General features: G+C 49.7%; 13 protein-coding genes, 1 riboswitch and 1 other annotated feature. Of the genes, 7 read left to right on the plus strand and 6 right to left on the minus strand.

The window, feature by feature from the left end; all coding sequences use genetic code 11:
• Window positions 1-498 precede the first annotated feature (498 nt).
• From OYT88_RS13025 to OYT88_RS13040, 4 genes are all read right to left on the minus strand, one after another.
• Window positions 499-636, minus strand: a complete 138-nt coding sequence (locus tag OYT88_RS13025; protein WP_274400599.1) for a small, acid-soluble spore protein L — start codon at window positions 634-636, stop codon at window positions 499-501.
• A gap of 69 nt (window positions 637-705) precedes the next feature.
• Window positions 706-1,176: a GNAT family N-acetyltransferase gene (locus OYT88_RS13030; RefSeq protein WP_274400600.1), complete on the minus strand. Its 471-nt coding sequence runs from the start codon at window positions 1,174-1,176 to the stop codon at window positions 706-708.
• A gap of 18 nt (window positions 1,177-1,194) precedes the next feature.
• A complete protein-coding gene (locus tag OYT88_RS13035) occupies window positions 1,195-1,746 on the minus strand; it encodes a ribonuclease FAU-1 family protein (protein WP_274400601.1) in 552 nt (183 codons plus the stop codon).
• A gap of 379 nt (window positions 1,747-2,125) precedes the next feature.
• Window positions 2,126-2,308 carry a cold-shock protein gene (locus OYT88_RS13040; RefSeq protein ID WP_274400602.1) on the minus strand — a complete coding sequence of 61 codons (183 nt, stop codon included), beginning with the start codon at window positions 2,306-2,308 and terminating at the stop codon, window positions 2,126-2,128.
• 419 nt (window positions 2,309-2,727) lie between these two features.
• Here OYT88_RS13040 and OYT88_RS13045 point away from each other — a divergent pair, with 419 nt between their 5' ends.
• From OYT88_RS13045 to ytkD, 4 genes are all read left to right on the plus strand, one after another.
• Window positions 2,728-3,549 (plus strand): ABC transporter permease, encoded by an 822-nt coding sequence (locus tag OYT88_RS13045; RefSeq protein ID WP_274400603.1) that lies wholly within the window; start codon window positions 2,728-2,730, stop codon window positions 3,547-3,549.
• A 16-nt stretch (window positions 3,550-3,565) separates the two neighbouring features.
• Entirely contained in the window at window positions 3,566-4,360 is a 795-nt protein-coding gene (gene tagH / locus OYT88_RS13050; protein ID WP_274400605.1) for a teichoic acids export ABC transporter ATP-binding subunit TagH, read from the plus strand.
• Between the two features lie 561 nt (window positions 4,361-4,921).
• Window positions 4,922-5,098, plus strand: coding sequence for a Fur-regulated basic protein FbpA (locus OYT88_RS13055; protein ID WP_274400607.1), 177 nt, complete (start codon window positions 4,922-4,924; stop codon window positions 5,096-5,098).
• A 165-nt stretch (window positions 5,099-5,263) separates the two neighbouring features.
• On the plus strand, window positions 5,264-5,788 hold the full coding sequence (gene ytkD / locus OYT88_RS13060; protein WP_338000553.1) for an RNA deprotection pyrophosphohydrolase: 525 nt from the start codon (window positions 5,264-5,266) through the stop codon (window positions 5,786-5,788).
• Between the two features lie 56 nt (window positions 5,789-5,844).
• Here the strand turns inward: ytkD and pckA are convergent, their stop codons facing one another.
• A complete protein-coding gene (gene pckA, locus OYT88_RS13065; protein WP_274400609.1) occupies window positions 5,845-7,428 on the minus strand; it encodes a phosphoenolpyruvate carboxykinase (ATP) in 1,584 nt (527 codons plus the stop codon).
• Between the two features lie 214 nt (window positions 7,429-7,642).
• Window positions 7,643-7,748: riboswitch (SAM riboswitch) on the plus strand.
• A gap of 133 nt (window positions 7,749-7,881) precedes the next feature.
• Here pckA and metK point away from each other — a divergent pair.
• Together metK and tbcS are read left to right on the plus strand one after the other, a co-directional pair.
• On the plus strand, window positions 7,882-9,108 hold the full coding sequence (metK, locus tag OYT88_RS13070) for a methionine adenosyltransferase (RefSeq protein ID WP_274400611.1): 1,227 nt from the start codon (window positions 7,882-7,884) through the stop codon (window positions 9,106-9,108).
• 262 nt (window positions 9,109-9,370) lie between these two features.
• On the plus strand, window positions 9,371-10,438 hold the full coding sequence (gene tbcS / locus OYT88_RS13075) for a tetraprenyl-beta-curcumene synthase (RefSeq protein WP_274400613.1): 1,068 nt from the start codon (window positions 9,371-9,373) through the stop codon (window positions 10,436-10,438).
• A gap of 65 nt (window positions 10,439-10,503) precedes the next feature.
• Here tbcS and mnmL read toward each other — a convergent pair whose 3' ends face one another.
• A complete protein-coding gene (mnmL, locus tag OYT88_RS13080; RefSeq protein ID WP_274400615.1) occupies window positions 10,504-11,478 on the minus strand; it encodes a tRNA modification radical SAM protein MnmL/YtqA in 975 nt (324 codons plus the stop codon).
• Between the two features lie 185 nt (window positions 11,479-11,663).
• Window positions 11,664-11,912: a binding site (T-box leader), on the plus strand.
• Window positions 11,913-11,980: 68 nt separating this feature from the next.
• On the opposite strand from mnmL, the gene leuS reads away from it, so the two are divergent.
• On the plus strand, window positions 11,981-14,410 hold the full coding sequence (gene leuS, locus OYT88_RS13085; protein WP_274400616.1) for a leucine--tRNA ligase: 2,430 nt from the start codon (window positions 11,981-11,983) through the stop codon (window positions 14,408-14,410).
• Window positions 14,411-14,452: the final 42 nt, after the last annotated feature.

Consider the following 14,452-nt stretch of genomic DNA (forward strand, 5'->3'; position numbering starts at 1 on the left):
ACTGATAAACTGTTCCAGACGATTGATAAACCAAGCTTCCCGGCGCTGCGGCTCGATCGTCCAGCTTCAGAGCAAGTTTCCGGCGATTGGGAGCGAGTTTTCGGAAATTCGGCGCGACTTTCTGGCAATTCGGAGCGAGTCTAGCCCGATTCGGAGCGACCTAGGCCTGATTCGGCGCGACTGTTCAAATTCAGTTTGATCGCCCGACTCTGATCCGGGGCAACCGTTCATCGGGTTCGGCTTCCTAAGTTTGGTGCAGTAAGGGGCTTTTATTTTCAGCACATCTGCATGTCAATCATTGGCTGCCCGGGGCAGCAATCTTTTTTTGAATGATCGCTTATCTTTAACGAAAGACTGCTGATTCGTGTGAGTAAACATCCCTATTTGTATATTCAGAGTGAAGACGGGGATTCCGTTCCGGCGCTCATTTGAAAGAGGGCCGATAAAAAAACCGCGATGGAAATCAGTTCATCGCGGTTTTTATGACCCGTTCATTTGCTATTTTCCCTTGCGTGCACGATCTTCAAGTTTCGAGACCGGAGCCGCGGACGTATCCGGCGGTCGTCCTGCAGGATTGACGCTGGTTGCTGTTTTTCCCTTATTTGTCCTGTATTCCTTGTCCCTTGTTTTAGCCACGCATAGCACACCTCCCCCCGGTCATAAGCTGCGCTGCCGGGGTCCGTATTATGCGTCCGTCCGGACGGGTTACAGATACTTGAGCATGTTAACGTCCGTTGCCGCAAAGCCCAGCTTTTGGTAGACATGCATCGCACGTTGATTATGGGCAAAGACATGCAGACTCAGTTTCTCCAGGCCGGCCTTTCGGCAATAATCACAAAGCGCATTCAGCGCTGCCTGGCCGAGCCCCTGATTCTGAAAGGTATCGAAGATCTCGAAGTCATAAATGAAGGCGTTCCTGTTTGACTCATTCAGATGATAATAAAGCCACAGCCTCCCGATTTTTCTTCCGAAGCCGTCCAGAAAAGTAAAAAAATGGTTATTGGGTGTGAAGAAACCGCGCGGCAGCAGGCGGTTGAACTCGTCGATCGCGTTATGCGGCGCGTCTTCCGCCGTCCACGCTCCGCTCCGCTGTTTTTCAACTGCATATTGCTGTACCATCCGGTGCATATAAGGAAGGAAATCCGTTTCTTTCATATCCGTTATTTTTACGATCACAGAAAAGCCCCCTGTCGTTCAATCTGTAAATATGCTGCGCAGATCACGGACCAGATTGAGAAAATGATCGGGATTGTTTTTAATAAAGGTCCCGAGACACCGCGCTGTCCGCCATGCCAAATCATACATTTCCGGGGTGATGATTCCGGCGTTAAGCGCTTCGTTCAGCTCATCCTCGTCAACCAGATAGAGGTCATGGCTCGGGAAAAGGATGATATCCAGGTAAAGATCATCGAACCAGAGAACACCGTCCGGATCACACCCTTCCTGATATGTGACATCAAAGTAACACTGGACCAGCTGTTTTTCCGCGTTAAACATTGCTGTCAGAACAAAATGTGCCGGAGAGGCGGGAAAAAGCTGCAGCCAGGAAAAGGAGCGGTCCACTGTTTTTGTCCGGATTCCTCCATAGATGACCGAAAGAGGAGCTTTGATATCGTCAAAAATAAGCAGTACGGCCTCTCCATGGAACGAAGGCCACATGAACGATTTTCGGGTCATGCGGCTTCCGATGATCCGGCGCCATCCCCGCCTGTCGGCATATTTTCTTTTCATTTTATTCAGCTTCAAAGAATCACCTTCTGTCCCTGCCTATCTATTGTATCGTAACTTATCCAAAAAATGGGTAGTCGGATTCCCATTTTCCTGTACTTTTAGAAAGTATTACAGTCAGGCGGAATAAAGTATCGACGGCCGGTTGAGGAAAGTATCTTTTTCAGAATACGGGAGCTGTATCTGTAAAGAAGGGAGATCGTATCGGACGGCGCTTTATTCAGAATGATACAGAAATAGGATACTGAATTGTGCGGGGGATCAGTGCCGGGATCACTATTTTATCCGGTAAAAGAAATGCAGGACATCCCCGAATATCTTTAGCGGAAACATCCTGCCGTATTTAGACTGCTTGAATAACGCCTGTCAAGCTCGTTGACCGGCCTTCATTGAAAAATCAGTCAATGACCGGAAGCATTCTCGTTTCTTTCTTCATTTCGGAGTGACAGAGCGGACATTTCGGATGACTGTCAAACGAGAAGGCATCTCTCATCCATCCCGAGCATGATTCATTGGTGCACGTCCAGACAGCCGTTTCTGCTTCAGGAACCGGTTCTTGAGGGCCTCGATTAAATCCCATGTGTCAAAATCCCCTTTCCTGTTAATCTTATTATTATATCCTATTTAGCCGAATAAATAAACGGAAACGCCCGACCTATTCCAAGTGCCGCCTGATCTTTCTCCCCCCTGATGCCCGGCATGAAAGGAACATGACGGGAAGAGGAATGCGAAAACGGGAAAAAGCCGGCGGCAATCATTCCTCTGGAACAGGAGAAGAAACCGGTCGCAAACGGAAACAGGGGTGCGAATAACTGGTGGCTGTATTCACGGGCGGAGCAAACGGCGAAAGCGGCGGTTTTTCAATGACGGACACGCCGGCTGGGCACGCTTGGGAGGATTTCCTTTTTTACTAAAGCTGTGCTAAAGTATTGATTGGAGGTTTTGCGAAACCGGCCGCAGGAAGACATGCACGACTCAGTGATGTGGAAGGATTGGATTATGAAATCTGCATGGAAAGTGATTAAAGAGCAGGTCGGCAACTTTTATCTGATCAGACGGCTGTCGCTCTATGAACTGAAAAGCGAGAACAATAATAATTATTTAGGCATGTTATGGGTGATTCTCAACCCGACGATTCAGATTCTTATTTATTGGCTTGTTTTCGGCTATATTTTGAGCCGGAATACGAAAATATATATGGGACACGGCATAGAAGTTCCCTATGTTGTCTGGCTGATTTCCGGAATATGTCTTTGGTTTTTCCTCAATCCAGCCATCATGGAAGGCGGAAGATCCATTTATTCGCGTATCTGGTTCATTGCCAAGATGAATTTTCCGATGAGTACGATTCCGAGCTATGTCATTTTTGAAAAGTTTTACCAGCATTTAATGCTAATGGCCATCATCATCGTTATTTTGCAGTTTACAGATTTCAAAATAAGTTTCTATATTATACAATTGCCCTATTTCATGTTTGCGGCGCTCGCTTTTCTGCTGTCCGCGTCGTTGATTACCTCGACACTGACGACCATTGTCCGTGATTTGCAGCAGGTGCTGATCTCGCTGATGCGCATGATGATCTATCTGACGCCGTTTCTCTGGGCACCGTCGCGGCTGCCTGTTTTTCTGCAGAACGTGATGCTGCTCAATCCGATGTACTATCTTGTTGAGGGGTATCGGGCCTCCCTTCTCGGCATCTCGTGGTACGGCATCGAACACATTAAGTATACGATTTATTTCTGGGCCGTCATTGCTCTGATGTTCATTTTCGGTTCGGTGATCCATATGAAATTCAGGGATCACTTCGTAGACTATCTGTAAGGTGGACAGGTTCATTATGGGAAAATCGGTTATCGTGAGTCACGTCACGAAAAAATATAAGATGTACACTAAAAATTCTGAGAAAATCCTTGATCTTATTTCTCCGAAGAGCTACGGCAAGTCGTTTTACGCGCTTCGGGATATCAGTTTTGAGGCGGAAAAAGGCGATGTCATCGGCATTATCGGTGTCAACGGCTCCGGTAAATCAACGCTGTCGAACATTATTGCCGGCGTTGTTCCGCCGACATCGGGCACGGTCACCGTCAAGGGCGAAACGGCACTGATTGCGATTGCTTCCGGTCTGAAGGGTGAATTGACCGGAAAAGAAAATATTGAGCTGAAATGTCTAATGCTCGGCTTCAATAAAAATGAAATCAAAGAGCTGACACCTGACATTATTGAATTTGCCGATATCGGCGATTTTATCGATCAGCCGGTCAAAACATACTCAAGCGGGATGCGGTCGAGACTCGGTTTTGCCATCTCGATCCATATTGATCCCGATATTCTGATTATTGATGAGGCGCTTTCCGTGGGGGATCAGACCTTTGCCGAAAAATGTCTGGATAAAATGAATGAGTTCAAAGAAAGCGGGAAGACGATCTTCTTTATCAGCCACTCGATCGGTCAGATGAAGCAGTTTTGTGAAAAGGCGCTGTGGATTCAGTACGGACGCGTTGACGATTACGGACGGATGAAGGACGTCATGCCCAAATACGAAGCGTTTATTAAGGACTTCAAGAAAATGACGCGGCAGGAACAAACGGATTTTCAGGAGAAAGTCAGGCGGAGCCGCATGGTCAATGCTTGATGCGTCGTGAGAGGCGCGTGTTGCTTTTCGCAGGCAGCCGGTCTCCGTTCCGTATCGTACGGATCGGAGCGGAAACATCTGCCCTATGAAAAAATCCCGCTCACAGGAGCGGGATGATACATAAAGTGTATTGGGGTTAGGGTTAGTAATCATATAGCCGTTTTTCGGCAATCCGAAACCTCATTTCTGATTTTTTATAAGAAGCGCTTTTTTTTCGCTGAAATTGCATACTTTTCCGTATATTTGATATATAATATATATATTAGTATTTAAATTTGTGAAAATAAGTACATTCTTGATTTCAGATAAAAAGTATCCGAATCCATGTGGCAAGGTCTGCGTCCGGCGGTGTTCCGTTTAAAGAGAACAGATGCTTTCAAAGATACGGAGACGCTGAAATTTTTTGGAATTGCGTTTTGGCAATCAGCCGGGTTTTAGATAGGCATGGACGGAAATGATATCGGGAAAGGCCGAGACGGCGTTCTGATAATATGGAAGGAGTGAAGGGTGCGCGTCGGATCTTTTTGAAAACGGTTACTTATCCGGCGGCCCGATCAGAGGATGAATAATGTTAATTTATTAAGAACCGCAGTGGAAAATCGGAAAAAATATCTGATTGAAATGCTGAAGGAAAACAGAGTGACCAGCGATCCGGGCAGCTTGAACAGATGGACGCTGTCTGAGCTTGAAAATGAATGGAAACGCTATCAGAAATGGCAGAAAAGGAATATCGGATAAGTGCAGCGCGCGAAAACGGACAAAAGCGGAGAAGTATGCGAAAAAACGTGGTACAATAATGAGCAACGGGCGCCTTATCCATGAGCAAAAAGCGGGCGAAAATTGCCGAAATAAAAAGAGCCGGCGGAGCGGAAAGACGCTGAAAAACCGGGGAGACGATTTTTTTTGGCTGCGATTAAAACATTTGAGGATTTTTACGGAAACAGGGTCAGTCTTGCTGTTGCCGATTTTCCGTTTTCCGATCGGCCGAAGCACGTCTGGGTCATCTGCCGTTTTCATGAACAATGGCTGCTCACGCTGCATTTGCGCCGGGGCCTCGAATTCCCGGGCGGTAAAGTGGAGAAGGGTGAAAATGCCGACGATGCTGCGCGCAGGGAAGTCGATGAAGAGACGGGGGCGCATATCGGCCGCCTGTTTCCAGTCGGCCAGTATCGTGTCGACGGAAAAACCGATTCCATCGTTAAGAATATTTATTATGGCGAGATCGATCGGATCGAACTGAAAAAAAGCTATCTGGAAACCGGAGGTCCGCGATTTATCAGCAGGCTGCCCGATTCGATTGCGACGGACGGAAGATACAGTTTTTTGATGAAAGACCGCGTGCTTTCCGAATCAATGAAGGCGATCGCTGCCGGGAAATTCGGCGGCCGCCGGGTTCTTCATGTGCATCGGGATGCATTTGATGATTAAAAAAAGGCATCGCCCTCGAAAATAAAGGGCAATGCCTTTTTGATTGTTCACATTTATTATTCAGCCAGCGGCCCTGCAGAGCGGATCGCTTCGGATGCTTCAGGAAAACTGCCGAAGTTGTTTTTGAATTTTTTGGCAAGCTGCCGGGCGCTTTTATCGTATGCATCCCGGTCGGACCACGTCTCCCACGGCAGCAGGACTTTGTCGGGAACGCCGGGGCATTTTTTCGGAATGTGCAGGCCGAAAATCGGATCCGTGACCGTTTCCGTATCGGAAAATTTGCCTTCAAGCGCAGCCTGGATCATCAATCGAGTATAGGAGAGCTGCATTCTTTTTCCGACGCCGTACGGTCCGCCCGTCCAGCCTGTGTTGACCAAATAGGCAGCCGCGTGATGCTTTTTGATTCTTGCACCCAGCAGTTCGGCGTAGGTCGATGCCGGAAGCGGCATAAACGGTGCTCCGAAGCAGGTTGAAAAGGTAGCCTCCGGATCGGTCACGCCTCTTTCGGTTCCGGCCAGCTTACTTGTGTATCCCGACAGGAATTGGTACATAGCCTGTTCCGGCGTCAGCAGGCTGATCGGCGGCAGCACGCCGAATGCATCCGCCGTCAGGAAGATGATGGCATTCGGGTGTCCGCCGACGCTCGGAATCAATGCGTTCGGGACATTTTCAAGTGAGTAGGCAGCACGCGTGTTCTCTGTCAGAGAACCGTTGTCATAATCCGGTTTGCGGTCATCATGATGGATGACAACGTTTTCGAGAACAGTGGCAAATTGAATGCTGTTGTAAATCTGCGGCTCTTTTTCTTTTGAAAGCCGGATTGTTTTTGCGTAGCAGCCACCCTCGATGTTGAACACACCCTGATCCGACCAGCCGTGTTCATCATCGCCGATTAAATCACGGTCGGGAACATTTGATAAAGTCGTTTTTCCTGTGCCGGAAAGGCCGAAGAATAAAGCGACTTTTCCGTTCTTTCCCTGGTTTGCCGAGCAGTGCATCGACATAACTTGTTTCTGCGGAAGCAGATAGTTCATCACTGTAAAGATCGACTTCTTGATCTCGCCACCGTATTCGGTGCCGCCGATCAAAACGATGCGATGCGTGAAGGAAATAATGATAAATGCTTCCGAACGGGTACCGTCAATCGCCGGATCTGCTTTGAATCCGGGGGCGGAAAGAACGGTGAAATCGGCACTGTGGCTCTTCAGTTCATCCGGAGTCGGGCAAATGAACAGCTGACGGCAGAACAGATTCTGCCAGGCGTATTCATTGACCACCTGAATGGAGAGACGATGATTCGGATCGGCTCCGGCAAAACCCTGAAAAACAAAACGATCCTGCTGATCGTTCAAGTAGCGAACGACTTTCTGATAAAGCTTAACGAAAACAGATTCACCGATCGCCTGGTTTCGATTCCAGTCAATCCGATTTTCTGTTGTTTCATCTTTTACAAAGAATTTGTCTTTGGGGGACCGTCCTGTATATTTTCCGGTCGTCACGGCCAGTGCCCCCTTGTCCGTTAAAGCGCCTTCATTTTTAGCGAGCGCTTTCTCAACAAGTTCTGCAGAAGACAGATTCACAAAGGTATTTTTCGCTTTGAACAGTTCAGAGATGAGCGTATTGGAAACCGTCACATTCATATTAACATCCCTTCCTCATTTTATAGCCATCATACTTTCGACACCTAAAGTATAGCACACTTAAAAAGTGAACCATAATTATTTCGGAAAAATTGCCGGAATCTCCTGCACGCACCGGCATAATGGTATGGCTCAAAACCGCCCTTTAAGAGGCGGCGGAATTTCATTGACAGTGGTAATTCCCTGCGTTATTATGGGAATTATAATATGGCTGCTCTTATTCCGAGTAGGTGGAGGGACAGGCCCGGTGAAGCCCGGCAACCGGCCGCTTGCGGTACGGTGCTAACCTGCAGGAGAAATTTTCTTCTGATTAATAAGAGATGCGTGATAAGAAACGGCCTAATCCTTTACACAAGGGAACGGGCCTTTTTCATGCCTTATTAAAAGAAAAGTCACGGATCGGGTACCGTTATAACTATTTTGTATATAATGTTTGAAAGGCAGGGAAGGAAAATGAAGAAAAAGTATTCAAGAAGACTGTTCACGTCGGAATCGGTGACGGAAGGCCATCCTGATAAAATCTGCGACCAAATATCAGATGCGATTCTTGATGAGATTCTGAAAGGGGATCCCAACGCGCGCGTGGCCTGCGAAACGGCCGTAAACACCGGCCTCGTTCTTGTCACGGGAGAAATATCGACATCGACTTATGTCGATATACCGAAAGTGGTGCGCCGGACGATCAGGGACATCGGCTATGACGACGGCAAATACGGATTCGATGCTTCGAACTGTGCGATTCTGACATCGATCGAGGAGCAGTCGGCGGATATTGCCCAGGGCGTGAACCAGGCGCTTGAAGCGCGTGAGGGGAAAATGACGGATGACCAGATAGAGGCGATCGGAGCCGGCGACCAGGGACTGATGTTCGGCTTTGCGGTTAACGAAACACCCGAGCTGATGCCGATGCCGATTTCACTCGCGCATAAACTGGCCAAACGCCTGGCCGACGTCAGAAAAAGCCGCGAACTGACATACCTGAGGCCGGACGGTAAGACGCAGGTAACGGTAGAGTATGATGAAGAGGGCCGTCCGGCGCGTATTGACACGATTGTCGTTTCGGCACAGCACGATCCGGATGTGGCTGAAGCCAGAATCAAAAGGGATCTGCTTGATCATGTGATCTATCCGACACTGCCGCAGGACCTGATCGACAGTAAAACCAAATTCTTCATTAATCCGACAGGACGTTTTGTCATCGGAGGGCCGCAGGGCGATGCGGGCCTGACGGGGCGCAAAATCATTGTCGATACTTATGGCGGATATGCCCATCACGGCGGCGGCGCGTTTTCGGGCAAAGACGCAACGAAAGTCGACCGTTCGGCATCCTATGCCGCGCGTTACGTGGCCAAGAATATTGTTGCGGCAGGCCTTGCCGATAAATGCGAGGTTCAGTTTGCCTATGCGATCGGTGTGGCTCAGCCTGTTTCGATTTCCGTCGATACATTCGGGACAGGGAAGGCGGCGGAAGAACGGCTGGTAGAACTGATCCGCGACAATTTCGATCTGCGTCCGGCGGGTATTATCAGAATGCTTGATCTGCGCCGGCCGATTTATCTTCAGACAGCAGCGTATGGCCATTTCGGACGGACCGATATTGATCTTCCGTGGGAAAGAACGGATAAGGCCGAATTGCTGAAGCAGCAGGTTCTGGCGGGTTCCTCGGCATCCGAAAAATAAAAACCATGATTAAAGCCGTTTTCCGTTGGGCTTGAGAGCGGAAAACGGCTTTTTAAATGATTCGGGAAAATTGAAGCCGGGCGTACGACAAGAAACGAAAATTTTTTCGATAATAGTGTATTATAATAAAAAGGGGATTGAGCCGGGCCGTATCGCTAAAATAATTTTTTAGACGGATTCGACGGCGCGGAGACGAAAACTATTTCATAGTGTAGACGGTTCAGAGAAAGACAAATTAAGACGGGCAAAGGAGGTATTCTTCATGGCCGTACCATCCGGACCGCTGCGGCTGATGGCGCAAATTTATCGGAAAGTGCTTCCGCAAGTACACGGCGAGCTTGAAAACTGGAAAAAGAAAGCGCGCGCCATTCCGGACCCGGAACTGCGCAGACAGGCGCTTGCAAGCCTGCAGACGAAAGCGTTCCACTGTGAAGGCGGCGCTATTTACAGTTTGCTCGCCGGAGAAAAAAGAAGCGAAGTGATTTCTTTTATCGTTGCCTACCAGACGATCAGCGATTATCTGGACAATCTGTGCGACAGAAGCGTATCGCTTGATCCCGTGGACTTCCGCAGGCTTCACAGCGCCATGTTGCACGCGCTGACTCCGGGCACCGGCCCGTCCGATTATTATCAATATCGGGACGTCTCGTCCGACGGCGGTTATCTTCAGGATCTTGTATCGACCTGTCAGGGCGTTCTGTCCCGATTGACTGCGCTCGGCGACATTCAGCCGGCACTGCATGAGCTGGCCGGTTTTTATTGCGATCTTCAGGTGCACAAACATGTCGAAAAGGATCAGCGCGTTCCGCGGCTGATCGCCTGGTTTCAGAAGTATAAGAACAGATTTCCTGAAATGAGCTGGTATGAATTTGCTGCCTGCTCGGGTTCCACCCTCGGCATTTTCTGCATCGTATCCTATGCGGCTGCCCGGGGCCGTGAGATGGGGCAGCTCGTTCAGACGATCAAGAACAGTTATTTTCCATGGGTTCAGGGTCTGCATATTTTAATGGATTATTTTGTTGATCAGGAAGAGGATAAACAGGAAGGGGATCTCAACTTCTGCTTTTATTACAACAGTGAGGAAGAAATGATGGCCCGCTTTAATCATTTTATTGAGGAAGCGGATGCGGCAATTGACGGCATGCCGGACCGGAACTTTCACAAAATGATCAATCGCGGGCTGCTCGGCATCTATCTCGCAGACAGAAAAGTGGCCAGGCAGCGCAATGTACGGGTTCTGGCCAGAAAATTAATTCGGCGTTCCGGGGGCTGCGGTTTGTTTTTCTTTGTCAACGGATGGATTTACCGCAGGCTGCGGCAAAGCGTCTGAACGCAGCAGACCAGAAGGCGGGCGCCCTTTCGAGTGCCCGCTTTCTTCAATTTTTCATGCAGCATTCAGTTTTCGGGCGATCGGGCAGCCTGAGGCCGATAATATTTCCCCTGCCAGCTGTCACGTCTCGCCAGCTCGTCGTCGATGGCGTCAAGCACTTCCCATTTGTTCAGGCTCCACATCGGACCGATCATCAGATCGGCGGGACCGTCCCCGGTGAGTCTGTGAATGATCATGTGCGGCGGCAGGATTTCCAGCTGGTCGCAGACCAGGTTCACATAAGTATTGAAATCGAGAAACTTCAGCAGACCTTTTTCATACTGCTTGACCATCGCTGTTTTTTTAAGTAGATGAAGAAGATGGATTTTAATGCCCTGGATATCGAGCCCTGCAACCGTTCGGGCCGTTTCCATCATCATCTGCGTCGTTTCGCCCGGCAGCCCGTCAATAATATGGACGCAGACCGGAATGCTCTTCCTGCGCAGTTTTTCGACGCCTTCGGCAAAACACTGATAGTCGTGTGCCCGATTGATCAGGCGCCCGGTCCGGTCGTGGACGGTCTGCAGGCCGAGTTCGACCCATAGAAAGGTGCGGCTGTTCAGTTCCGCCAGATAATCGACGACATCGTCCGGAAGACAGTCCGGACGTGTCGCGATCGACAATCCGACGCATCCTTTCTGCTTGAGAATGACTTCAAAACGTTCCCTGAGTCTTTCAACCGGCGCATATGTATTGGTAAAGGCCTGAAAAAAACCGATATAGCCGGCTGCATGTGTCCACTTTTTCAGCATTCTCGTTTTCACCGTATTGAATTGTGTGATCAGATCGTCACGGCGGTCTCCGGCAAAATCTCCGGAACCCTTCTGGCTGCAGAACGTGCAGCCGCCGTAGGCTACTTTTCCGTCACGATTCGGGCAGTCGAATCCGCCGTCCAGCGGAATTTTAAAGATTTTTTCTCCAAATTTGCTTCTGAGATAGGTATTCCAGGAATAATAACGTTTATCCGGGCCGAAAAAATCCGGCCGCTTTGTTTCGGGCATACATGATGGCCCCTTTCGGCAATCTATCGAAAATTTTAGCATAATTCTGCGTAAACATAACGCGCCGGGGGGTGAAAGGATGATCTCTGTTTAAGAAAAATGATCAAATTCAACCTGCCCTGTATTGACACGTTATGACGGATTACATAGAATGGACTATAAATGAACTATACAGCATGATTATCCAAGCGGCGATGAAAAGGAACAGTAACTTATAGTAGATACGGAAACAGAGAGCCGGCGTCTGGTGCGAGCCGGTCCGACGAACAAGTGAACTCGCCTTTGAGCTGCGGCGGCATCCTTTGCTGGACGCCGTCCGCCGAATACCCACGTTAAGGGAATAAGCGGGTGCTGTTCTGCCGGGCGGAGCGGGCACTAATCTGGGTGGTACCGCGGGAATGGAATCATATAGTCATCAACCTCTCGTCCCTGACATGAAGTTAAGGACGGGGGGTTTTATATTTTAAACAAAGAAAAGCGTTCAAAAAGGGAGGAATTCGCCGTGGCACTTGCTTTCGATCATCGGAAAATCGAAGCGAAATGGCAAAAATATTGGGAGGATCATCATACTTTCAAAACAAATGATGACTCGGATAAACCAAAATATTATGTTCTGGACATGTTCCCCTATCCTTCCGGGAAGGGCCTTCATGTCGGGCACCCGGAGGGCTATACGGCAACGGATATTCTTGCACGGATGAAACGGATGCAGGGATTTGAAGTCCTTCATCCGATAGGATGGGATGCGTTCGGACTTCCGGCAGAACAGTATGCGCTGGATACGGGACATGATCCTGCACAGTTTACCGCACAAAATATACAGACCTTCAAGCGCCAGATCAAATCGCTCGGTTTCTCGTACGACTGGGACCGGGAAATCAATACAACGGATCCGGATTATTACAGATGGACGCAGTGGATTTTTCTCCAGCTTTATAAGAAGGGCCTGGCCTATATGGCAGAAGTACCGGTCAACTGGTGCCCGGCGCTCGGAACCGTGCTGGCGAATGAAGAGGTGATTGACGGCAAGAGCGAGCGCGGCGGTTTTCCGGTTGTCCGCAAACCGATGAAACAGTGGATGCTGAGGATTACGGCCTATGCCGACCGGCTGCTGAATGATCTCAATGATCTGGACTGGCCGGAGAGTATTAAGGAAATGCAGCGCAACTGGATCGGACGCTCCGAAGGCGCCGAAGTCGTTTTTCCGGTTGACGGCCACCCCGGGAAATCGGTGACGGTCTTTACAACGCGGCCGGACACGCTGTTCGGTGCGACATACATGGTGCTTGCGCCGGAGCATGGACTGGTTGATGAAATTGTGACGGCAGAGCAGCGGAGCGCTGTTAATGCCTACCGCGATGAAGTGGCTGCCAAAAGCGATCTGGAACGGACGGATCTGGCGAAGACGAAAACCGGCGCTTTTACCGGCGCCTATGCCGTCAACCCGGTAAACGGCCGGAAGGTCCCTATATGGATCGCCGATTATGTGCTGATCACTTATGGATCCGGTGCCATCATGGCCGTTCCGGGGCATGACGAACGCGACTATGAATTTGCACGGAAATTCAGCCTTCCGATTATTGAAGTGGTTGCCGGCGGCGATCTGTCGAAGGGCGCCTTTACCGGCGACGGCCCGCACGTGAACTCGGATTTTCTGGATGGACTGGGCAAAAAAGAAGCCATTGCGAAAATGATCGACTGGCTGGAGAATCGCCGCGCCGGGAAACGCAAAGTGACCTACCGGCTGCGCGACTGGCTGTTCAGCCGCCAGCGCTATTGGGGCGAACCGCTTCCGATTATCCATATGGAGGACGGATCGATGAAGCCGGTGCCTGAGGAGGAACTGCCGCTCCGGCTGCCGAAAGCGAAAAATATCAAACCTTCGGGAACGGGTGAATCGCCGCTCGCCAATGAGACGGACTGGGTCAATGTCATTGATCCGGAAACCGGTATGAGAGGGCGCCGGGAAACCAATACGATGCCGCAGTGGGCCGGCAGCAGCTGGTATTTCCTCCGGTATGTAGATCCGCGCAATAAAAAGCAGCTGGCCGATCCGGAGAAGCTGAAAAAATGGATGCCGGTCGATCTTTATGTCGGCGGCGCGGAGCATGCGGTACTGCACCTTCTGTATGCCCGCTTCTGGCACAAGGCCCTGTATGATCTCGGTATCGTGCCGACGAAGGAACCTTTCCAAAAGCTGGTTAATCAAGGGATGATTCTCGGAAGCAATCATGAAAAGATGAGTAAATCCAAGGGAAATGTTGTCAATCCGGACGAGATTGTGGCTTCCCACGGCGCGGATACGCTTCGTCTCTACGAAATGTTCATGGGGCCGATCGACGCGGCGGTTGCCTGGTCGGAAAAAGGAATCGACGGCTCGCGCCGGTTCCTTGACCGGATCTGGCGGCTGTTTGTCGGTACAAACGGCAGGCTTTCGGAAACAGTATCTGAAACAGCCGTTCCCGATGCCGGATTTGAGAAGATTTATCATCAAACGGTTAAGAAAGTGACCGAAGACTATGAATCCATGCATTTCAACACGGCCATTGCCCAGCTCATGACTTTTATTAATGAAGCTTACAAACAGGAGCAGATTCCGCAAACGATGGCCGAGGGCTTTGTCCAGATGCTTTCTCCGGTTGCACCGCACATAGGCGAAGAAATCTGGTCGCTGCTCGGCCATGATCAATCCGTTGAAAAATCGCTGTGGCCGAAATACGATGTCCGCAAACTTGCCGAAAAACAAATTGAGATCATTGTGCAGATTAACGGGAAAATCCGCGCCAGACTGACCGTTGATAAAGGAACTTCAAAAGAGGCGCTTGAAGAAAAAGCGATGCGTGAAGCGGCGATCATCCGCCGCCTGGAAGGGAAAACGGTAAAGAAAGTTGTTGCCGTTCCCAATAAGCTCGTTAATATTGTTGTCCGGTAATGATGTACAGAGCCGGAAGGAAGGATCCGAAAAGATATAAGA

Origin of the sequence: Sporolactobacillus sp. CQH2019 (assembly GCF_028765345.1) — a bacterium.
In the GTDB taxonomy this organism is placed as follows: Bacteria; Bacillota; Bacilli; order Bacillales; family Sporolactobacillaceae; genus Sporolactobacillus.